This window comes from Parabacteroides sp. 20_3, from assembly GCF_964238835.1.
GTDB lineage: Bacteria > Bacteroidota > Bacteroidia > Bacteroidales > Tannerellaceae > Parabacteroides > Parabacteroides distasonis.
Map to the genome: position 1 here is coordinate 189,171 of NZ_CAXSNO010000008.1, position 22,959 is coordinate 212,129.

Sequence of the window (22,959 nt, forward strand, 5' to 3'; positions counted from 1 at the left end):
AAAGCAGGGCTTTCGTATAAATTAGAATGTCTGACCTATGATAATACGAAATAAAGTAAGTGACAGATGGAACAATGTGAAGAGAATTCTCAAGAAAATGACGATGTGATAATAGAGAAAGAAATTTCTAAATTAATAGAAGAACAGCGTTTATTTACGGAGAGTATATATGCTTGTCTGCCGGTGGGTATTGAAATTTATGACGCACATGGTGTGCTGCGTAGTATAAACGACCATGCGTTGAGGATGTATGGTGTGGACGACCGGACATCGGTGGTGAATATAGTCAATCTTTACAAAAGTCCATTTGTTGATTCAGAACTTTTAGCTCGGATACAATCGGGTGAAGATATTTCCTTGGAGTTTGAGTATGATTTTGATCGGGTTAATAAGGATGCATATTATTCTTCCTATAATAAAGACACGATGATCTATGGGGTTAAAGTTATCCCGATATGGAGTAGAAAAAAACATCTTATCGGACATATATTACTCGCAAATGATATGACTTCCGTGAAAGAGGTGGAATTCCGTACGGAAGAAAGCAAGAAAAATCTGGAGATGGCCATGAAAGCGGCTAATATGGCTTCTTGGGTATATGATGTGAATAAAAAGGTTTTTAATCCATTATATGGACTAACCGTAGCCAAAAAAAATATGCCAATGGAGGCGGTACTGGATATTTTGCATCCCCAAGATCGAGCTCCGTTAATCCGGCTCTTCTCTCAATTGATAGGAAATGAGATAGAACAAGGACAAATGACTTTGCGTTTCTATAACGAGCAAGAAGAGATGTATCGTTATTATGAGAGCCGGATGCGCCTATCGACAGAACATCGTGGAAAATTGCAGATCATCGGGACACAAATGGATATAACCGAAAGGTTGCAAATGGCCAAGAAAGCGCAGGATCTGATCGCAAAACGTGATCTGGCCATGAAAGTCAGTAATATTGTTCATTGGGATTTTGATGTAAATTCCCAGAAATTCGAATCTTATAATGATCCGATCAACGATTACGTTTCAGATCGGTTATTGACCGTTTCGGAGTATATGGATGTTATATACCCCGAGGACCGGTCTGTTTTTTACGACGCAATGCAATCCCTGATAGCTGGAAAGAATGTCACCATCAATTTTACCTGTCGCATACAAACCAAGTATGATGAGACTTGGCAGTATTGTGATTTTATGGGTGTCCCTTTCGATCAAGATGAAAATGGAGATATAATACGCTATACGGGATTCAGGCAAAACATTCCTAAGATCCAGCAATTGAATCGGGAACTTAAAGAAAGAAATTACAAGATAGAGCTTTCTTTCAAGACGGTTGGTATGTCGTATTGGGATTTTGATGTAAAAAGCCTGAAATTCAGTGCTTTTAATGATCCTATTAATGATTTTTATTCGGAAAAGACAATCACTCCCGAGGATTATTTGAACGCTACACATCCGGATGATGTGGTTTTTGTGCGGAAATATATGGAGCATATGTTCCGGGGCATAGATAAAGATTTCAACGTTAAATATCGTTCCAAAACCAAATGGGATGACGAGTGGCAGACCTTATTGGTTACTGGAATCCAGGTTGAAAGAGATAAAGAAGGCCATGTGACTCGCTATACCGGTATTACGATCAATAATACGAAGTGGGAGAAGATGATTCAGCAATTGAAGGAATTAAAGGAGAAAGCGGAACTTTCGGATCGTCTCAAGTCTGCGTTTCTCGCTAATATGAGTCACGAGATACGTACCCCGTTAAACGCTATTGTTGGTTTTTCAGAGTTAATGGTAACTTGTGATGATCCGGAAGAAAAAAAAGAATATATAAATATCATCCAATCCAATAATGAGTTGTTATTGCGATTGATCAACGATATCCTTGATCTTTCCAAGATAGAGTCAGGCATAATTGAACGTAGGAAGGAGAATTTCAATCTGGCTAAGGTTTGTAATGAGTTATTTGTTACGATTCAGGCGAAGATGACAAATCCGAATGTCGAGTTACGTTTAGATGGTCCCAACTCGGAGTGCTGGGTACTTCTGGATAGAAACCGGCTTAAGCAAGTATGGATGAATTTCCTCACTAATGCGGTAAAATGCACCAAATCCGGATATATTAAAATGGGATATGGCATTGAAAGGAAAGGTCTTCGTATCTATGTTGAGGATACGGGAATCGGTATACCGGATGATTTGCATGACAAAGTATTTACCCGTTTTGAGAAATTGAATGAGTTCTCGCAGGGTACCGGACTTGGCTTGACGATCTCCAGAGCTATCGTAGAAGCGGCAGGGGGAGAAGTGGGCTTTACTTCAAAACTTGGTGTCGGATCTACTTTTTGGGCATGGTTGCCTCTTCGCCCTTAGGTCTGACTCCCCATTTATTGGTAATGTCCTTTTAAAATAGTGAAGGATGAGAAGCTTTTTTATCGCAATTTATAGGGATTTTAGAACTGGTGTAGCATATGTGACAGAAATATGACGATAATTCTCCTACCTTTGCGGCGGTAAAAATGTGGTATTAGATAAGATTGTTTATGAAATTTGAGAATGAGTGCTGGGATCACTTTAAGGGTGAGACCTGGAAAAGAGAGATCAATGTAAGAGATTTTATCCAGAGTAACTATACGCCTTATGAAGGGGATGATTCCTTTTTAGTCGCTTCTTCCGAGAAGACCCGTAAGGTCTGGAACAAGCTGACCGAGATGTTTAAGGTCGAGAGGGAAAAGGGAGTTTATGACGCCGAGACAAAATTACCTCAAGGGATCGATGTATATGGCCCGGGCTATATTGATAAGGAGAATGAGGTAATCGTTGGGTTACAAACCGATGCTCCGCTGAAACGTGGTATCTTCCCGAAGGGCGGTATCCGTATGGTTGAGAATAGCTTGGAAGCTTATGGTTATCATTTGGACCCGATGACGAAAGAGATCTTCACGAAGTATCGTAAGACGCATAACGAGGGTGTTTTCTCCGCATATACGGAAGAGATGATTGCCGCACGTCGTTCGGCTATTATCACCGGTCTGCCCGACGCGTATGGTAGAGGACGTATTATTGGTGACTATCGTCGTGTCGCTTTATATGGTACGGCAATCTTGATCGAGGAGAAAAAGCGTTTCTTGAATCGTTTGGATATCCAAGAGATCACGGAAGAGATCATCCAGAGCCGTGAGGAGATTTCCGAACAGATCAAGGCTTTGAAAGCGTTCGAGAAAATGTGCGCTAGCTATGGCTTTGATGTGACTCGTCCGGCACAAAACGCTCGTGAGGCAGTTCAGTTTGTGTACTTAGCTTATCTGGCGGCGGTAAAAGACCAAGATGGCGCGGCGATGTCTATCGGACGTACTTCTACGTTTTTGGATATTTATATCGAGAAAGACATCCGTGAGGGTAAGTTGACCGAAGAGGAGGCGCAAGAATTGGTAGACCAGCTGATCATCAAGTTGCGTATCGTTCGTTTCTTACGTACGCCGGAATACAATGATTTGTTCTCCGGTGATCCGGTTTGGGTAACAGAGTCCTTGGGCGGCCAAGGAGTGGATGGCCGTTCTTTGGTAACAAGAACTTCCTATCGTTATCTCCATACATTATATAATCTAGGTCCGGCACCAGAACCCAATTTGACGGTTCTGTGGTTTAAGAACGCTCCCGAGAACTGGAAACGTTTCTGTGCCAAGGTCTCTATCGATACGTCGGCTATCCAATATGAGAACGACGATTTGATGCGTCCGGATTATGGAGATGATTATGGTATCGCTTGTTGCGTTTCTCCTATGAAGATCGGTAAGCAGATGCAGTTCTTCGGAGCCCGTGCGAATTTGGCGAAATGTTTATTATATGCGATCAACGGAGGACGGGATGAGCGCAGCGGCGTACAGGTAGCCCCGATGTTCGAGCCGGTTCGCGGCGAGTATCTGGAATACGATGAGGTGATGGCTAAGTATGAGCAAATGATGCGCTGGTTGGCGAAAGTGTATGTGAACGCCTTGAAGATAATCCATTATATGCATGATAAATACGCATATGAGGCATTCGAGATGTCGCTTCACGATGGGGATGTAGAGCGTATCCGTGCGACAGGTATCGCCGGTCTTTCTATCGTTGCCGATTCGTTGGCTGCTATCCGTGATACGAAAGTACGTGTGATCCGTGACGAGCGTGGCTTGGCGGTTGATTTCGAACGTGAGGGCGAATATGTTCCTTTCGGTAATAACGACGATCGTACGGATAGTATCGCTGTAGAGATCACCGAGAAGTTCATGGAATATTTGCGTCAGCACGAGACCTATCGCCATGCGAAACCTACGCAGTCCATCCTTACGATCACCTCTAATGTGGTATATGGTAAGAAGACTGGTACGACACCGGATGGCCGTATCGGTGGAACTCCTTTCGCTCCGGGCGCGAACCCTATGAACGGTCGTGATACGAAAGGTGCTATCGCTGCGCTAGCTTCGGTAGCGAAGCTTCCATTCCAGCATGCGCACGACGGTATCTCTTATACTTTCGCTGTTTCTCCGGCTACGTTGGGAAAGGAGCGTGAAGTGCAGATCAATAATCTGGTTAGCTTATTGGATGGCTATTTTACTCCGGATGGAGGTCAGCATCTGAATGTTAACGTATTTGATAAGGATTTGTTGATCGACGCTATGGAACATCCCGAGAAATATCCGCAACTTACGATCCGTGTATCCGGATATGCGGTAAACTTCGTGAAACTGACTCGTGAACAACAGTTGGATGTTATTTCAAGAACCATTAACCATTCACTGTAAGTGATAAAAGGTAAGATACATTCATTAGAGAGTTTCGGGACCGTAGATGGTCCCGGAATTCGCTTTGTCGTTTTTATGCAGGGCTGCCCGTTGCGTTGCCTGTATTGCCATAACCCGGATACTTGGAACCCGAAAGGGAAGGTGAAATATCAGATGACTCCCGGCGAGCTATTGACGGAAGTCTTACGGTATAAGAGTTTTATCGCCCGTGGGGGGGTGACTGTTACCGGTGGGGAACCTTTATTGCAACCTGAGTTTCTGAAAGAGTTTTTCCGTTTGTGCCAAGAGCAAGGTCTTCACACAGCTTTGGACACATCTGGTTTCGTATGTACCTCAAAAGCTTGGGAAGTCTTGGATTATGCGGACTTAGTGTTATTGGACATCAAAACCTTAAACCCGGATTTACATCCGTTACTGGCGGGTGTCAAGCAGGATAATACGCTTCTGTTCTTGGATGAATTGGAGAGACGTGGCATAGATACTTGGATTCGCCATGTTATTGTCCCCGGATATACGGATAATGACGAGTGGCTGGAGGCGTTAGCTCGGTATGTCAGTTCATATAAAGTGGTTCGCAAAGTGGAATTATTGCCTTATCATACGATGGGAACCTATAAATATGAGCAATTAGGCCTCGATTATCCGTTAAAGGGGGTGGAACCCTTATCAAAAGAACGTTTAGATAATGCGAAAGCGATATTCTCTCGCTACAAACCAGAAAATAACAAGGCCTGATCTCTCGATCAAGCCTTGCGATTATGCAACAGCTAATCAGGGAAAACAATCTAATCCGATTAGCTTTTAAACGATAGTAATAATTTTTTGCCTAGACTAACCTTGACTATTTAATATGTGTTTGTTTTGTTATATGCAACAAATATCTATTTTTGTAAGGAGATAAAAAATGATATAGATCAGAAAATGATGAATAGTATGAAGACACCACAAGAAATAGCCGAAATGATATCCAAACGTTTTTATCCATTACCCGATGCGGATTTGGATTCTCTGGCCTCGATCATAGAATCAAGTAAGGCTGCGAAAGGAAAATTATTGTTGGATAACGGACAAATATCTAAATATTTATATTATGTGGAATCGGGATTATTACGCCAGTTTTACTATAAGAATAAACGTGATATTACCGAGCATTTCTCCTGTGAGGGAAATATCGTTATTTGTATAGCCAGCACATTCCAAAGAGAACCGACGCGTTTATTAATCGAGGCATTGGAACCGACGGTTTATCACCGGATCTCTTTTTCGGAATTTAGCGATTTATTGAAAACATCTTTAGCTATTAATAGATTGTGCCAGAAAATACTGGAGTGGGCTTTGATGCTTTCGCAAGAGAAAGCGGACTCTTGGCGTTTTGAGTCGGCAAGAAAACGTTATCTGCGTTTTCAACAGGAATATCCGGAAGCAGCGAAACGTGCTTCTGTCAATCATATCGCCTCGTATTTATTGATGACACCCGAATCTTTGAGCCGGGTGCGGGCGGGAGTGTTGTAGCCTCTACCTACATTCAGGTATTATTGAGGCGAAAATAGCAATTTGTGGTGATTTCACGGTTCTAGTAATCCATCTATATTTGCGTCAGTTTAAAAAACGTAGAAGCAATGAAAATAGAAAAGATTACAGGACGTGAGATCCTAGATTCAAGAGGTAACCCGACAGTAGAGGTTGATATTTTACTAGAGTCCGGCGTTATGGGCCGTGCGTCTGTGCCTTCCGGTGCGTCCACCGGCGAGAACGAGGCTTTGGAGTTGCGTGATGGCGACAAGAAGCGTTATGGTGGTAAAGGCGTATTGAAAGCGGTTGAGAATATCAATACGATTATCGCTCCGGCATTGAAGGGGATGTCTGCCTTGGATCAGATAGGTATCGATCATGCGATGTTGGCTTTGGACGGTACGAAAACTAAATCGAAACTAGGTGCGAACGCTATCCTTGGCGTTTCTTTAGCTGTAGCGAAAGCTGCCGCAAATTATTTGGATATTCCTTTATATAGATATATTGGTGGAACGAATACCTACGTGATGCCTGTTCCGATGATGAATATAATCAATGGCGGTTCGCATAGCGACGCTCCGATCGCTTTCCAAGAGTTTATGATTCGTCCGGTAGGTGCCGCTTCTTTCAAGGAAGGCTTACGTATGGGCGCTGAGGTATTCCATGCGTTGAAAAAGGTATTGCACGATCGTGGGTTAAGTACCGCTGTTGGTGATGAGGGTGGTTTCGCCCCGAATTTGGAAGGTACGGAAGATGCCTTGAACTCAATTATCGCCGCTATCAAGGCGGCTGGTTATGAACCGGGCAAGGATGTGATGATCGGTATGGATTGCGCTTCTTCTGAGTTTTATAAGGATGGAATCTACGATTACACGAAGTTTGAAGGAGAAAAAGGAGTGAAACGTACTTCCGACGAACAAGTGGATTATCTGGAAAAGCTGATCAACGAATACCCAATCGATTCCATTGAGGATGGTATGAGTGAGAATGATTGGGCTGGTTGGAAGAAACTGACAGATCGTATCGGTAACCATTGCCAATTAGTCGGAGATGATTTGTTCGTGACAAATGTAGAGTTCCTTTCAAGGGGTATTAAAGAAGGTTGCGGTAACTCAATCTTGATCAAGGTAAATCAGATCGGTTCCTTGACGGAGACACTGAACGCTATCGAGATGGCTCACCGTCATGGATACACGACCGTTACTTCACACCGTTCCGGTGAGACGGAAGACGCTACGATCGCCGATATCGCTGTCGCTACCAATAGCGGACAGATCAAGACGGGATCATTAAGTCGTTCGGACCGTATGGCTAAATATAACCAGCTGCTTCGTATCGAGGAGGAATTGGGAGACCGTGCCGTATACGGATACAAAAGAATCAATTAAGTATATAAAGTAAATTATAATCGCTAATTATGTAGTAATCCAAAACCCAAGATATTGAAGGGCTTATCCGTGAGGATAGGCCCTTTTTATTGATTGATAAAGTATTATCTATAACCTCATAAAATATATCGATTAGGAAAATTGTTTTAATGAAGAAATATGTTATATTTTTGTATCGGAAATAAAAACAAATAGTATTCATTTAAAAATAGAAACAAGTATGGAACCGATTATTAATTCTCAACTTCCGGAGTTTAAAGTACAAGCTTTTCAAAATGGTAATTTCAAGACTGTAACCAACGAGGACGTCTTGGGTAAGTGGGCTATCTTTTTCTTCTACCCGGCCGATTTTACATTTGTTTGTCCAACAGAGTTGGTCGATATGGCTGAAAAGTATGAGCAGTTTAAATCAATGGGAGTAGAAATTTACTCTGTAAGTACAGACTCTCATTTTGTACATAAAGCTTGGCATGACGCTTCCGAGACTATCCGTAAGATCCAATATCCGATGTTGGCGGATCCCACTGGAGCACTGAGTCGTGCGTTTGGTGTGATGATTGAGGAAGAGGGTATGGCATACCGTGGCACTTTCTTGGTAAATCCGGAAGGAAAGATCAAAGTGGCCGAGATTCATGATAACAATATCGGTCGTGACGCTTCCGAGTTACTTCGTAAAGTTGAAGCCGCTCAGTTTGTCGCTTCACATGATGGTGAGGTTTGTCCCGCTAAATGGAAGAAAGGGGAGGCTACCTTGAAACCTAGCATTGACTTGGTAGGGAAAATCTAAATAATTAAGAGTATAGATCGTGTTAGAATCAATATTAAAAGAACAATTAAAAGGTATATTCGCAGGGTTAAATGCGAATTATACCTTTGATATATCGATCTCTCATGCGCATGAAAGTAGACAGGAATTGTTGGATTTATTAGGTGATGTTGCCTCTTGTTCGGATAAAATATCTATGCAGGTATCTGATGGGGAGGGATTGGAATTCATTTTATTAAAGGATGGAGCGAAAACGGGGATTAAGTTTCGTGGAGTACCTAATGGACACGAGTTTACTTCCTTGCTGTTGGCGATCTTGAATTCAGATGGGAAAGGCAAGAATTTTCCGGACGAGAGTATTTGTAATCGTGTTAAAGCCTTGAATGGCCCGATACATCTGACGACCTATGTCTCTTTGACTTGTACGAATTGCCCGGATGTGGTACAGGCATTAAACGCTATGACGACTTTAAATCCTCAGATCCATCATGAGATGGTAGATGGGGCTATCAATCAGGCGGAAGTTGATGCCTTGAAGATACAAGGCGTCCCCTCTGTCTTTGCGGATGGAAAACTGATCCATGTAGGACGTGGGGAATTCGGTGAATTGTTATCGAAGCTGGAAGCTCAGTATGGAATCAATGAGAGCCTGACAGAGAAGACGGTAAAACGATATGACGTGGTTGTGGTCGGTGGAGGGCCGGCTGGTGCTTCTTCCGCTATTTATTCCGCACGAAAGGGGCTGAGTGTCGCTGTCGTGGCGGAGCGTATCGGCGGGCAGGTGAAGGAGACGGTAGGAATTGAGAATCTGATTTCAGTTCCGGAGACAACAGGTACCCAGTTGGCTGACAATCTGCGCTTGCATATGCGGCAATATCCGATTGACCTGCTGGAGCATCGTCGTATAGAGAAGGTTACGATAGAAGGAAACGAGAAGGTTTTGTCTACGGCTGGAGGTGAGATATTCAAGGCTCCGGCGGTTATTGTCGCTACGGGCGCTAGCTGGCGTAAATTGAATGTACCGGGTGAGACAGAGTATATAGGACGTGGAGTGGCTTTTTGTCCTCATTGCGACGGTCCGTTTTATAAGGGAAAACATGTCGCCGTAGTTGGCGGTGGAAATTCCGGTATCGAGGCGGCTATTGATTTGGCGGGGATCTGTTCGAAAGTAACCGTTTTGGAGTTTATGGATGAGTTAAAAGCGGATCAAGTCTTGCAAGAGAAAGCGAAGAGTTTGCCGAATGTCGAGATCTTTGTTCGTTCACAAACAACCGAGGTGGTTGGAAATGGCGACAAGGTAACCGGTATCCGTACAAAGGATCGTAAGACAGGGGAAGAGCGTGTTATTCATTTAGACGGTATTTTTGTTCAAATCGGCTTAGCCGCTAATAGTGGTGTCTTTAAGGAGATTGTCGAAACAAATCGTCCCGGTGAGATCGTGATTGACGCACATTGCCGGACGAATGTCCCGGGTATTTATGCAGCGGGCGACGTTTCCACCGTACCCTTTAAGCAAATCATTATTTCTATGGGAGAAGGCGCCAAAGCGGCCCTTTCGGCCTTTGAAGATCGGGTACGTGGTGTACTCGGTTGATGAAATACCTACAAATAGGTAATTTTTGAACAGCGTATCTCTTTTATCGGTTATATTACTATATTTGCGATCGAGAGAAAAGAGATGGATAGATTAAGAAAATATCTGAGGATATTACTCCCTGCGCTGTTCATAGCCTATTTGGGATGTATTATCGCGTTTACCCACGTTCATATTGTCAACGGGGTAACGATCGTCCATTCTCACCCGTATCATAAAACGGACGATGGTCGTCCGGACCATGAACATGGCTACGCCGAGTTTCAGTTGCTTCATCAGTTATCTGTCTTGCAGATAACAGGTGCGGCTTTCGTCGCTATTCTGCTGGCGGCTTTTTATTCCTTTATCCGTAACTTATCTTTCGCTCCGGTCTATCCGGACTATATCGTTCCCTTCCGGGGAAGACGTACGCTTCGGGCTCCTCCCATATTCTGATATTGTGAGATTAATAACATTGTATTACTTATCAGAATAAATTAAAATGAATAAATTTTTCATCTTTATACTATGCCTGTGCTGTGCCCTAACGGTAGCTCAGGCCACGGGAGAGGACCGTCTAAACGACTCAGACGCAAATGTTTTCGGACATGTATTGGATAAGAAAACAGGGGAACATCTTCCCTTTATCAACGTATTGTTAAAAGGTACCACGATCGGTACGACCACCGATAACTCGGGACATTATTTCCTGAAGAATCTGCCGGAAGGTAAATTTACGCTAGAATATAAAGCGCTCGGGTATAAGACTATCTCTAAAGAAGTGACCCTAAAGAAAGGAAAAACCTTAGAGATTAATGTAGAACTGGAAGAAGACCAGATCGCCTTGGATGGCGTGGTGGTATCTGCGAATCGTGCGGAAACTTCCCGCCGGTTGGCTCCCACATTAGTGAATGTATTGGATGCGAAGGTTTTTACTACGACCAATGCGGTGAATTTGGCACAGGGACTAAATTTCCAACCGGGTGTACGGGTAGAGACGAATTGCCAGAATTGCGGTTTCCAGCAAGTCCGGATCAATGGATTAGACGGACCTTATACCCAAATACTGATTGATTCACGTCCCATATTCAGCGCTTTATCCGGCGTATATGGGCTTGAGCAAATACCGGCGAATATGATCGAGCGGGTAGAGGTGATGCGAGGAGGGGGATCGGCACTGTTCGGCTCGTCCGCTATCGCCGGGACAATTAATATCATCACGAAGGAGCCCTTGAGAAATTCCGGGGAATTGTCGCATACGTTAACCTCGATCGGTGGGACATCCGCTTTCGATAATAATACGACCCTAAATGCCTCTTTGGTATCGGAAAATGGGAAAGCGGGCTTATATCTTTTTGGCCAGAACCGTCATCGTTCCGGTTTTGATCAGGATGGAGATGGTTTTACGGAGTTGCCTAAATTGAAGAATCAAACGGTTGGTTTCCGTTCGTACCTGAAAACGAGTACTTATAGTAAATTGACATTCGAGTATCATCATATGAATGAATACCGCAGGGGAGGAAATCTGTTGGATCGTCCGCCTCATGAAGCGGATATCGCCGAACAGTTGGAGCATTCGATTGATGGAGGAGGTCTGAAATTCGATCTTTTCTCCAAGGATTACAAACATAAATGGAGTGTTTTCACTTCTGCCCAGAATACAGACCGGGATAGTTATTACGGGACGAACCAAGATCCGAACGCTTACGGCAAGACTACGGACCTGACGGTTATGGCCGGTACGCAATATGCTTATAGTTTTGATAAATTCTTATTTATGCCATCGGATTTGACTGCCGGTTTGGAGTATAGTTTCGATCATTTGAAAGACGAGATGATCGGGTATAATCGCTTTACGAATCAGAAGGTGCATATCGAGAGCGCATTTTTGCAGAATGAGTGGAAAAATAAGCGATGGAGCTTCTTGATTGGCGGTCGTTTGGATAAACATAATATGATGGATCATGTAATATTCAGCCCTCGTGCGAATATCCGTTTTAACCCGACGGAAGATATCAATATCCGGGCTAGTTATTCCAGTGGTTTCCGTGCCCCGCAAGCGTTCGATGAGGATATGCATATCTCGGCGGTCGGCGGAGAGGTCGCTATGATCCAGCGTGCGAAAGATTTATCCGAGGAGAAATCGCAGAGCTTGAGTGCTTCGGTCGATTTTTACCATCGTTTTAAGAATGGTATCCAGTTGAACTTCTTGGTGGAAGGTTTTTACACCAGCTTAAGTGATGTGTTTGTCTTGGAAGATATTGGGAAAGATGAGCAAGGCAATCTGATTAAGGAACGTCGTAACGGTTCCGGGGCGAAAGTGATGGGATTAACCTTGGAAGGAAAGTCGGTGTTAACTTCATGGCTATCTTTGCAAGCGGGCGCTACTTTCCAGCGAAGCCGTTATAAAGAGGCCGAGAAATGGAGCGATGACGAGAATGTGCCAGCCGAGACAAAGATGTTCCGTACGCCGGATATCTATGGTTATTTTACGGCTACTCTCACGCCTTTCAAACGTTTCACGGCTTCCCTGTCGGGAACCTATACGGGAAGTATGTTGGTGCAGCATTTGGCGGGATATATACCTTTGGATAAGGCGGTGGAGACTCCGGATTTCTTTGATATGAATATCAAGCTTGCGTATGAGTTCCCGCTTTACAAAGAGCTGAAACTAGAAGTAAATGGGGGCGTGCAGAATCTGTTCAACGCTTACCAATCCGACTTTGACCAAGGTAAGAACCGGGATTCCTCCTATATCTATGGCCCGGCTAGCCCGAGAAGTTATTTTGCCGGTGTAAAGATGAGCTTTTAATCATGTAATGCCCTTTGAAAAAACATGTACGTGTTTCGTGAAAAACACGTACGTGTTTCCGAAAAAAGACGTACGTGTTTTTTTGAAGGCAAAATAAACAAAAAGACAGTGTTCCCAAGCATATGATCGCCCTACGGAAACACTGTCTTTTTTATGGGATAAATCGGGATGTTTTATTTAACGAACGGAGCGGCTTGCAAATAAGCGGCGCTCTTCTCTACGCCCTCGAACTGGGTACGGCCTTTCTTGTCGCCTTCCAGTTCCACGTAGTAGCCGAGGATACCGATCTCGTACGCTTTCTTGAATATATTCGGGAAATTCATCATACCGGAATCACCGATGATCCAACGATCCTTGATGTGCAATAACTTAAAACGATTCGGATAATTCTCCATCCATTCCACGGGATCTTGCTGCCCCATAACGGCCCAATATACATCCAACTCGAACATAACCTTATCCGGATCGGTATTTTTTAGGAATAACTCCTCGATATAAGTACCTTTAGGAGGTGCCCACGGATTCGGGTTCTGTTCCGGTTTCTCGCCGGCTTTCAATACCCGTTTGAACTCATTGCTATGATTATGGTAACCCCATAGGATTCCGGCTTTCTTCGTGATCTCTCCGGCACGGTTGAAGATCTCCGATACTACTTTGGCGTCATCCTCGTTTTCGATACGGGGTAAACTCGGTTGTACCATACAACTAACACCTAGCTCGGCATGGATATCGGTTGCCTTTTTCCAGAACTCGTCGAATTTGGGCATATTCTCTTTCGTGTACTCACGAAGAGAAGGGGTCAGGTGTGAGCTACTGATTCTCAAACCGGCATCATCCACCATTTTCTTATAATCCTTGGAGGCGATGAATGTCGTATTTTTAGGATTATAATCACCGAATTTACCAGTGTCTTCCCTATATCCGAAAATCTCCAGATCGGTATATCCCGCTTTTGCCAATCGGTTCAATCCGTTAGGCATATCTTGCAGTAACTCCTGTCCGAGCGAATAGGTTTGCAATCCCATCTTTTTCCCGGCGGTTGCCGAGGATATCGCATCCGTGGCGGGTATGGATCTGGTGGGATTTGAAGCCATTACTTTTTGGCTGGCTATGCCCCCTAAAGTAAGTAATGAAATGTTTCTCAAAAATGTTCTTCTGTCTGTCATGGTGATAAAGAATTAAAATTAAACATCTGTTTCTCGCAAATATAGTTAACCTTTTTGAAGTTTATTAAGAAAATGTCTCTCAAAAACTTGCGATTGGGTTTAAATAGATTTAAAATTTGACATAACTCAATTTTACGAACTTACTCCATACATCCAATTACCTGAATAAGGGGATTGTTTGGTATACCTCCGTGGATTTTTAATGTGATTTTACCCATTCTTAGGTATTGTGGGACGGTAGTCTCTGATCGTAACTTTGCAGCGTTTTAAATAACATAATTGATTAAATGATGATGAAGAAAATCAGAGGGCTTTTCCTCTCCTTTTTACTGTTGCTTATTTCCATCTCGGCTTTTTCTCAACATAAAACAATGATATCGGGTAAAGTCCTGTCCACGGAAAAAACAACCGTGGATTTCGCTACCGTTTATCTAAAAGGTACGAATTACGGCGGGACTACGAATGAGGAAGGTATCTATCATCTTCAAGCTCCCGCGGGAGAATATACATTAGTAGTATCGGCTATCGGATATAAGACGGTAGAGAAACCCGTGAAACTGATGCGTGGGGAACGGACGAAGATGAATGTGGTAATCAGCCCTCAAGCTACGGAGTTGGATGAGGTGGTTGTCGTTTCTAATGGCGTGACCCGGCTCAAGCGTTCTGCGTTCAATGCCGTGGCCCTCGATACGAAAGCCTTGCAAAATTCAACCCAGAACTTGAGTGAAGCCTTGGCTCAAGCGCCCGGAATGAAGATCCGGGAGTCTGGCGGTGTCGGCTCGGATATGCAACTGATGATGGATGGATTTACCGGCAAGCATATCAAGATCTTTATCGATGGGGTTCCGCAAGAAGGTGTCGGCAGTTCTTTCGGACTGAATAACATTCCGGTGAATTATGCCGAGCGTATAGAGGTCTATAAGGGTGTGGTACCGGTGGGTTTCGGAACAGACGCTATCGGAGGTGTTATCAATATCATCACCAAGAAGAACCGGAACAAATGGTTCTTGGATGCTTCTTATTCATACGGGTCTTTCAATACGCATAAATCTTATGTGAACTTCGGACAGACTTTCCGGAGCGGACTCACGTATGAGATCAACGTTTTCCAGAATTATTCGGATAATAATTACTATGTGGATACTCCGGTGAAGGACTTTACGACCGGAGCGATCAATAAGAAAAAGATCGAGCATGTGAAGCGTTTTCATGATACGTATCATAACGAGGCCGTTATCGGGAAAATCGGTTTCGTGGATAAGAAATGGGCGGATCGTTTGATGTTCGGGTTTACCTATTCACATATGTATAAAGATATACAGACGGGCGTACGCCAAGAAGTGGTGTTTGGCGGCAAATATCGGAAGGGATACTCGATCATGCCGTCGTTGGACTATCGCAAGCGTGATTTCTTCGTTAGGGGCTTGGATGTGGTATTGACGGCGAATTATAATAAGAACATGACGAACAATGTAGATACCTCTTCCTATGAATATAATTGGCGTGGCGAGATGCGTCCGCTCCGGATGCCCGGTGAGCAATCTTATCAGAACACCCGGTCGGATAATAATAACTGGAACGGAACCTTAACAGCTAACTACCGTATCGGTAAGGCGCATACGTTCACGTTCAATCACGTGATCAACGCGTTCCGGCGTTCGAATCAGTCTCTTTTGAACGAGGACTCGGAAGCGAACGCTATCCCGAAGGAAACCCGTAAAAATATCAGCGGTCTTTCGTATCGCTTGATGCCGACGGAACATTGGAACTTGTCTGTGTTCGGTAAATATTACAACCAGTTTATTGCGGGGCCTGTCGCTACTTCCTCGGCTCAAGATGACTATATACGTACGACCAATTCGGTAAGCGCGATGGGATATGGGGCCGCGGGAACTTACTTTATCTTGAAAAGCTTGCAAGCGAAATTGTCCTATGAGAAAGCCTATCGCCTGCCGACCAATGAGGAGATGTTTGGCGATGAGGACCTTGAGACCGGCGATATTTCCTTGAGACCGGAGAACAGCGATAACGTGAATCTGAATTTAAGCTACAACGAGACATTCGGTAAGCATTCCGTATATGTGGAAGGCGGATTGATCTACCGAAATACGAAAGATTATATCCAACGGAATATATCGGATTTGAGCGGCGGTAAATATGGCGCTACCTATGTGAATCATGGTCGTGTAGAGACCAAGGGTTACAATATCTCGGTTCGCTACGGTTTCGCTAACTGGGTAAGCGTAGGAGGAAACTTTACGCAGATGAATGTAAGGGATAACGTGAAGACGGTTACCAGCGGGACGAACCAAGAGAGCTTGACATATGGCGCACGTATGCCGAATCTTCCTTATCAGTTTGCCAACTCGGATGTGACCTTCTACTGGCGCAATTTGTGGAAGAAAGGCAATACGCTAAGTGTCACTTACGATAATTTATATATGCATAGTTTCCCGCTGTATTCGGAGGCGGTAGGCAGTGAATCCGAATTTGTGGTACCAACTCAATTCTCGCATAATCTGACACTCTCTTATGGTATACAGAACGGGCGTTACAATATCTCTTTCGAGTGCAGGAATCTCACGAACGAGAAATTATACGATAACTTCAGCTTGCAGAAGGCTGGCAGGGCTTTCTATGGTAAGGTGAGGGTTTATTTCGGTAATTAATTTAAAGTGTGACTATCTTTTATTTATCAATAATTAATTCAAAACATAATAGATTAAAACAACATGAAGAAGAATTATTTAATGACAGGTCTTGCCGCCGCGTTATTAGTTGGGGGAGTATTTACTTCTTGTAGTGACGACGATCCTGTAAACCCGGATAACGGAGGCAACGGGAATGGAAATGGCGGAGGATCGACCTCGGAGGCGGTTTCGAGCTATGTAGTCGCCGCTTCTGTCGGTGACGCAAATTACTTGTTGACAGCCGATACGCTGGGGGATGGCTCTATCTCCGCTAAAAACAACGGACTCACTACGGAAAGCGGTACGCAATGGATCTTCTATAAGGATAAATATTTGTATCGTTTGGTTTACAATCAAGGAAATGCCGGTGTTACTTCTTCATACGTACTGAATGCGGAAGGTAAGATTAAAGAGCGTGATAATACTTACGAGATCAAGCGATTTACTTCTTATGGTATCTATGGCGACTATATCATTACATCTTCTACCGGTGATCTGGGTGAGGAATATGCGGACGAGAATGGTTATCTGCCTAAAGGCTTCTTGCTCTCTTATCTGGATGTGGCCAAAGAGACGTTTACGACAAACACGAATACGATCTTGTCGGAGAATTATTTGGGAAATGGCGAGTTCGTTACGTTAGCGGGTATTCTCCAAGCGAACGGCCGGATCTATTCCGCGGCTATCCCGATGGGATTGAGTAAGTACGGCGTGAAAGCGGAGGGAGGTAAATATGTTAAATACCCGGAGCTGGTAAAGACAGAATCCGGAGGAAGCGGTAGTGGCGCTTACGAAAAAGGGGAATTGCAATGGACGCAATATCCGAACGAGGCTTGGGTCGCTATTTATGCGAACGAGAAATTCGAGAACCCGAAACTGATAAAGACGGATAAGATCAGTTATGCTTGCGGACGTAACCGTTCTCAATACTACCAGACCATTTGGACGGCAGACAACGGCGATGTGTATGTGTTCTCGCCCAGCTATGCCAAGACGATGACCGCGGAGGTACAGAAAACGACTTTGCCGGCCGGTGTAGTTCGTATTAAGGCTAATGCGGAGGAGTTTGATCCTGATTATTATTGTAATTTGGAGGCACAGACGGGTGGTAAGGCATTCTTGCGTTGTTGGCATATCACGGAAGATTATTTCTTGTTGTTGATGTATGATCGTCCGTTGACTGAATCCGGATTCGCCGCGAAAGAGTTGGCTATTTATAAAGGAGAGGATAAGAGTCTTACTTACGTGAAGGGGCTGCCTTCCACGGATGTTATTTCCGGATTTGGCAATACTCCGTTCTCGGAGGATGGTATCGCTTATATGGCGGTTACGACTACCGATGGAAGTCAACCTGCCGTGTATCGTATCGATCCGAAGACAGCTACCGCAACAAAAGGTCTTACCGTTGAGGCAGAGCAAATCAGTGGTGTAGGTAAATTGACTGCCGCTCAAGAGTAATAAGCAAGTATGAGTCGGACTCACATTCTTTTAATATTCCTCCTGCTCCCGCTAACCCTGCGGAGCCAGGAGGATATTTGTATAGGAAAGGAACTGGTTTTGTACTCTACCGTATTGCAAGAAGACCGGAGTTATTGGATAAACCTGCCGGAGCATTATAATATGGATACGAAACAACGCTATCCGGTTGTTTACCTGCTAGATGGAGATTCTTTCTTTCATTCGCTGGTAGGCATAAGGAAAACGTTGGCATCCGGTAGAGGTAAATATCTACCTCCCTGTATTATTGTCGGGGTATTAAATACGGATCGGACACGTGATTTTACGCCTACCGCTTCAGCCGCCGGACGGGATGGTAAAATCTCCATAGATGCGATTCCGCAAGGAGGGGGAAGTGAGGCTTTCAGTAAGTTTCTTACGGAAGAACTTCGTCCTGCTATCGATAGTGCCTATCGCACGAACGGCTGGAATATGCTTATCGGTCATTCGTATGCGGGGCTTTTCACCTTGAATACGTTTCTTCGTCATACGGAATTATTTGATACCTATCTAGCGGTCGACCCTAGTTTGTGGTGGGATCAGGGGCGGTTGGTCCGGGAGGCGGAGGCTTTGGTTGCAGGCCGTGATTTTAAAGGGAAAAGCCTGTATATCGGTGTCGCGTCTAAAAAAAGGACGAACCGGGTGGACATTCATCTTGACAAAGTGAGTTATCTTCTTTCGGAGGTTTTGCCACAAGCGGAGAACCTGCGTTTCTTTAGTAAATCATTTCCCGACGAGAACCATGGAACGGTAGCGGTTCCGGGTATATATGACGGGATTAAACAATTATTCGGAAAATGAGAAAATTCTTTGCGAAAGTACATTTATGGCTATCGATACCTTTTGGCATTATTATTGCGATTGTCTGCCTGACCGGGGCGATTCTCGTCTTTGAGACAGAGATATTAGAATTAGGCTACCCTTCCCGTTATTTTGTAAAGGAAGTAAAAGGGGAACCTCTCTCACCTGCCGCCTTGATAGAATCGGCGCGCCAACAATTACCCGATTCGGTTCGAATAAACGGTATTCGGGTATCGTCTGACCCGAGACGAACTTATCAACTGGTATTACCGGGGAAAAAGGCCGCGGGTTTTATTGATCCCTACACCGGGGAGGTGACCGGGATGGATGACGGACAAGGTTTTTTCCTGAAAATGATGCGTCTTCATCGTTGGTTACTTGATGAGTATAAACGGGATGGAAGTTTTTCTTGGGGAAAATCAATAGTTGGCTATGCGACTTTGGTCTTGGCGATTATTATTATAAGTGGAATCGTAATTTGGTATCCTCGTAATAAAAAAGTATTGAGAAACCGGTTGAAAGTAAAGACCAAGGCTGGTTGGTTCCGTTTCTTCTATGATTTACATGTCTCCGGGGGATTCTATGCGGCATTGCTCCTGCTTATCTTAGCGTTAACCGGATTAACATGGTCGTTTGGTTGGTATCGAAATGCCTTTTATAGTGTCTTCGGTATTAGTGCAAACCCGCCTCAAGCGCATCATGCTCCAGCTTCTTCCGGCGCGAAGAAACCCGCGAAGAAAAAGACGGATTACACACAATGGGCTGAGGTGTTATCGGCATTGAAAAGCCATTATCCGGACTTTAACTCAATCACGATCCAAGATGGCTCCGCTACGGTTTCTACGGCCCGTTATGGGAATACAAGAGGAAGCGACCGTTACTCCTTTGATCCTGCTACGGGTGAGATTACGGAAGTCCAATTATATAAAGATCTCCCAAAATCGGGGAAGATAAGAGGATGGATTTATTCCGTACACGTCGGCTCGTGGGGGGGAATGACTACCCGTATATTGACTTGCTTAGTTTCCTTGTTGGGGACGATCTTCGCGATAACCGGCTATTATTTTTGGATAAAGAAACAATTCAGGAAACTGAGATGAAAAGAAAGAGGTATGTTTGACCCACATACCTCTTCATAAATCTAAACCAATCAAGTTGAATACGCAAACGTTGTAATATTAAGGTTAAACAGTTATGTATGTAAAAGTGTGCGTCTATTCAATTCCTTCTTTCCTTATAGATGCCAACCACTGGTCGATCCGCCCTTCTGTTTGATCGTCTTCATTCATTTCATCCAGAGGAAGTCCGACGAACATACCGTTTATGCAGGCGGTGGAACTGTCAAATGAATATCCCGAGGCATCTACAGCGCCGATGAACTTGCAACCTGTATTTCGCAGGTCGGAATAGATCGTACCGATGGCGTCACAGAAAGTGTCGCTAAAAGAGGCTGAGTCTCCGCAACCGAATAATGCGACGGTTTTCTCACTTAAGTCCAGCTTTTTCAGCTTCCCTAGATAACTATCCCAATCATCTTGCAAATCTCCGGCGCCCCAAGTGGAACAGCCCAATAACAAGATTTCATAAGGCGCTACATCAGCGGGAGAAGCGTTAGATACGTCATGAATATCTTTGTCTTCCACACCCAGCTTCTCTGCGATACGTTTCGCGATCCCTTCCGTCGTTCCTGTAGACGAGCCGTAGAATATTCCTATAGTCTTCATTTCTATTTGTTTTTATAGTTTAATAACGAAGACAAATATCCGATATCTTATTAGTCTCGGCAATACCTACAAATATGTATTTTGAGGGTTGCGAATACCCACGAATGGCCAGCGATGGTTGAGGGAATAAAGGTTTTGATAAAATTGTGTATATTTTGAATTGTTTTTTTATAAATTTGCCATCGTATTGGTTCGCCTACCCTATTCAGGTACGGCGATTAAAAGGGAATCAGGTGAGAAACCTGGACAGTCCCGCTGCTGTAAGCTCCAAAAAAGCTTTAGACATCAACTCATTGCCACTGTTTCCGGAAGGAACGGGAAGGAAGTTCTAAAGTGGAGTAAGTCAGAAGACCTGCCAATGCCGGATAACCGCCGCAATTTTACGCTACCGGGGTTTAGCGTATGATTCAAATATGGAATACAGAGAACATTGCTCTAAAGAGGTAATTTTGATAGGGTAAGTTATGCCGTAGTTCGTGGGGAACTATGGGTAATTTATTTTGTGTTAACCTGTTAAAGCCATGTCTTTTTATATCATTCAGTGTATTTGTTTTTTGGAGTTTTACATTAATATTATGCTTATGAGAAAGTTTTTATCTTTTTTCTTTGTAATGACTTTTTACGTAGTTGGAGCCTATGCGCAAGTATTGGTCCAAGGTCAACCGCATCCTTCCGCAAGGAATATCTCAACAAAGCAGGAGTCTCAGTTAAGAGCTGATGCCAGTTTTACTTTCGATGACATCCAATATTGGGTTGGTAACGGTAGCAATAAAGCCGCTTTAGTGATTGAATGGCATGATGGGAATCGCCCGGATGCCATGGTTTGGGGATATCGCTGGGATGGCGAGGCAACCGGACATGATATGATCGTGGCGATTGCTCAAGCAGATCCTCGATTGGTATTGCTCACCCAATACACTGGCTGGATGGGATATACGATCGATGGAATCGGGTATGGTGAAAGTAGACTTAATATTTCTTATGATCTAGAGGGAGCGAAGTCTGAGCCTAAAAATGCGTTTAAATTTGAACCTCCTATCACAAATCCGCTGTTGGGGCAAACTTCTCATCCAGAGCATCCGGCAGAGGATGTTGCGGCCGCCATTCGGCAAGGGGTTCAAACAGGAGTTATTTATCACCCGATAAATGCGGAAAGATATGGATATCCATCTTATGACTATGACTATTGGAGTTGTAGCAATGGCATTCATTGGCAAGCCGGTTGGTATTATGGCTATTGGAGTTATTTTGTGAGAAGTAGCCAAACCTCTAATTTTAGCTATTCTGGTTTAGGTGCGACAAGCCGTGTATTGACGGATGGTTGTTGGGATGCGTGGAGCTGGAATGGAAATATGAATACATCAGAAGGAACTCAGCCCGGGGATGTCTTTGTCGCTGCGACAATACCCTCTGGAGGTGGAGGGGATGAACCCGAGATCCCGGTGATACACGTAACATCCATTTCTCTCAATAAGTCTTCTTTGCGTTTACAAGCAGGAGCAAACGCAACCCTTGTAGCTAGTATCTCTCCTGTAAACGCTGATAATAAGCAGGTTATTTGGAGTAGTTCCGATACAGGCATAGCAACCGTAGAAAATGGGGTCGTAACAGGTGTCAAGCCCGGTGTGGTGAAAATAACAGCCCAATCGGTAGATGGCGGATATACCGCTGTTTGCGAGGTAACGATAACGGAAGTTGTTATTCCGGAAATAGATTTCAATGGTCTTGATGCTGTTTTAACTTTTCCGAAAGTAGAGGAAGCCACCTCTTATGAAGTTCGTGTTTATAGAAATGAGGATAGTGGTCATAAAAGAATCGCTACTTATGTAATCGATGCCGAAGGTAATATAATCACAGAATTAAGAGCGGTGAGCTTACAAGGCTCTTCTGGGAAAATTTTGGTTCCATTGAAAAATTTAGACATAGACGGTGTTTATACGATAGAGATACAGGTGCTGAATGGGTTGGATATAATAGATACCTATACAGTAGAAAAAATATCGAATCCAGTAAGTAATGAATATTTATCCGCAAGTGGTAGTCGGGTAATTTATCAAAATGGGACATTGTCTTTGGAGCATTTGGATGGATATCATTTTTATTTAATGACAATGGAAGGAAAAATATTGAGAACCTTTATAACTCGAGTTCCCCACGAACTTTATCCTATATCGCTTCCCTCCGGGAATTATCTGTTGACAGGAGAAAAGGATGGAGACCGGAAGGTCTTTAAATTCCGTATTAATTAA

16 protein-coding genes and 1 riboswitch are annotated in these 22,959 nt (G+C 43.9%); of the genes, 14 read left to right on the top strand and 2 right to left on the bottom strand.

Features of this window, described 5'->3' with window-relative positions; all coding sequences use genetic code 11:
* The first annotated feature begins 66 nt into the window (after nt 1-66).
* From ACESPU_RS16790 to ACESPU_RS16830, 9 genes are all read left to right on the top strand, one after another.
* Complete coding sequence (locus ACESPU_RS16790; protein ID WP_008777749.1) at nt 67-2,370, top strand: ATP-binding protein; 2,304 nt, start codon at nt 67-69, stop codon at nt 2,368-2,370.
* Between the two features lie 170 nt (nt 2,371-2,540).
* Nucleotides 2,541-4,781 (top strand): formate C-acetyltransferase, encoded by a 2,241-nt coding sequence (gene pflB / locus ACESPU_RS16795; protein WP_008772883.1) that lies wholly within the window; start codon nt 2,541-2,543, stop codon nt 4,779-4,781.
* Nucleotides 4,782-5,516 (top strand): pyruvate formate-lyase-activating protein, encoded by a 735-nt coding sequence (gene pflA / locus ACESPU_RS16800; protein ID WP_005867396.1) that lies wholly within the window; start codon nt 4,782-4,784, stop codon nt 5,514-5,516.
* 186 nt (nt 5,517-5,702) lie between these two features.
* A complete protein-coding gene (locus ACESPU_RS16805) occupies nt 5,703-6,293 on the top strand; it encodes a Crp/Fnr family transcriptional regulator (protein WP_373133541.1) in 591 nt (196 codons plus the stop codon).
* A 107-nt stretch (nt 6,294-6,400) separates the two neighbouring features.
* Nucleotides 6,401-7,681: a phosphopyruvate hydratase gene (gene eno, locus ACESPU_RS16810; RefSeq protein WP_005867398.1), complete on the top strand. Its 1,281-nt coding sequence runs from the start codon at nt 6,401-6,403 to the stop codon at nt 7,679-7,681.
* Between the two features lie 220 nt (nt 7,682-7,901).
* A complete protein-coding gene (gene ahpC, locus ACESPU_RS16815; RefSeq protein WP_005867400.1) occupies nt 7,902-8,468 on the top strand; it encodes an alkyl hydroperoxide reductase subunit C in 567 nt (188 codons plus the stop codon).
* A gap of 19 nt (nt 8,469-8,487) precedes the next feature.
* Nucleotides 8,488-10,041 carry an alkyl hydroperoxide reductase subunit F gene (gene ahpF, locus ACESPU_RS16820; protein WP_217775686.1) on the top strand — a complete coding sequence of 518 codons (1,554 nt, stop codon included), beginning with the start codon at nt 8,488-8,490 and terminating at the stop codon, nt 10,039-10,041.
* 84 nt (nt 10,042-10,125) lie between these two features.
* Nucleotides 10,126-10,476, top strand: a complete 351-nt coding sequence (locus ACESPU_RS16825) for a hypothetical protein (RefSeq protein ID WP_005867403.1) — start codon at nt 10,126-10,128, stop codon at nt 10,474-10,476.
* A gap of 46 nt (nt 10,477-10,522) precedes the next feature.
* Nucleotides 10,523-12,832 carry a TonB-dependent receptor gene (locus ACESPU_RS16830; RefSeq protein ID WP_008772879.1) on the top strand — a complete coding sequence of 770 codons (2,310 nt, stop codon included), beginning with the start codon at nt 10,523-10,525 and terminating at the stop codon, nt 12,830-12,832.
* Between the two features lie 173 nt (nt 12,833-13,005).
* Here the strand turns inward: ACESPU_RS16830 and ACESPU_RS16835 are convergent, their stop codons facing one another.
* Nucleotides 13,006-13,998, bottom strand: coding sequence for a sugar phosphate isomerase/epimerase (locus tag ACESPU_RS16835; RefSeq protein ID WP_005859698.1), 993 nt, complete (start codon nt 13,996-13,998; stop codon nt 13,006-13,008).
* A 287-nt stretch (nt 13,999-14,285) separates the two neighbouring features.
* Between ACESPU_RS16835 and ACESPU_RS16840 the strand changes: the two genes are divergently transcribed.
* From ACESPU_RS16840 to ACESPU_RS16855, 4 genes are all read left to right on the top strand, one after another.
* On the top strand, nt 14,286-16,667 hold the full coding sequence (locus tag ACESPU_RS16840) for a TonB-dependent receptor (RefSeq protein ID WP_008777751.1): 2,382 nt from the start codon (nt 14,286-14,288) through the stop codon (nt 16,665-16,667).
* Nucleotides 16,668-16,730: 63 nt separating this feature from the next.
* Nucleotides 16,731-18,146: a DUF4374 domain-containing protein gene (locus tag ACESPU_RS16845; RefSeq protein WP_044545610.1), complete on the top strand. Its 1,416-nt coding sequence runs from the start codon at nt 16,731-16,733 to the stop codon at nt 18,144-18,146.
* Between the two features lie 9 nt (nt 18,147-18,155).
* Nucleotides 18,156-18,986, top strand: a complete 831-nt coding sequence (locus tag ACESPU_RS16850) for an alpha/beta hydrolase (RefSeq protein WP_158532461.1) — start codon at nt 18,156-18,158, stop codon at nt 18,984-18,986.
* A complete protein-coding gene (locus ACESPU_RS16855; RefSeq protein WP_057326156.1) occupies nt 18,983-20,086 on the top strand; it encodes a PepSY domain-containing protein in 1,104 nt (367 codons plus the stop codon). The genes ACESPU_RS16850 and ACESPU_RS16855 overlap by 4 nt, the downstream gene beginning before the upstream one ends.
* Before the next feature lie 114 nt (nt 20,087-20,200).
* On the opposite strand, the gene fldA is transcribed toward ACESPU_RS16855, so the two are convergent.
* The gene (gene fldA / locus ACESPU_RS16860) at nt 20,201-20,710 is read right to left on the bottom strand and encodes a flavodoxin FldA (protein WP_005859688.1); all 510 of its coding nucleotides are present in this window, start codon (nt 20,708-20,710) and stop codon (nt 20,201-20,203) included.
* A 171-nt stretch (nt 20,711-20,881) separates the two neighbouring features.
* A riboswitch (cobalamin riboswitch) is annotated at nt 20,882-21,085 on the top strand.
* A gap of 206 nt (nt 21,086-21,291) precedes the next feature.
* Between fldA and ACESPU_RS16865 the strand changes: the two genes are divergently transcribed.
* The gene (locus ACESPU_RS16865; RefSeq protein WP_227154236.1) at nt 21,292-22,959 is read left to right on the top strand and encodes an Ig-like domain-containing protein; all 1,668 of its coding nucleotides are present in this window, start codon (nt 21,292-21,294) and stop codon (nt 22,957-22,959) included.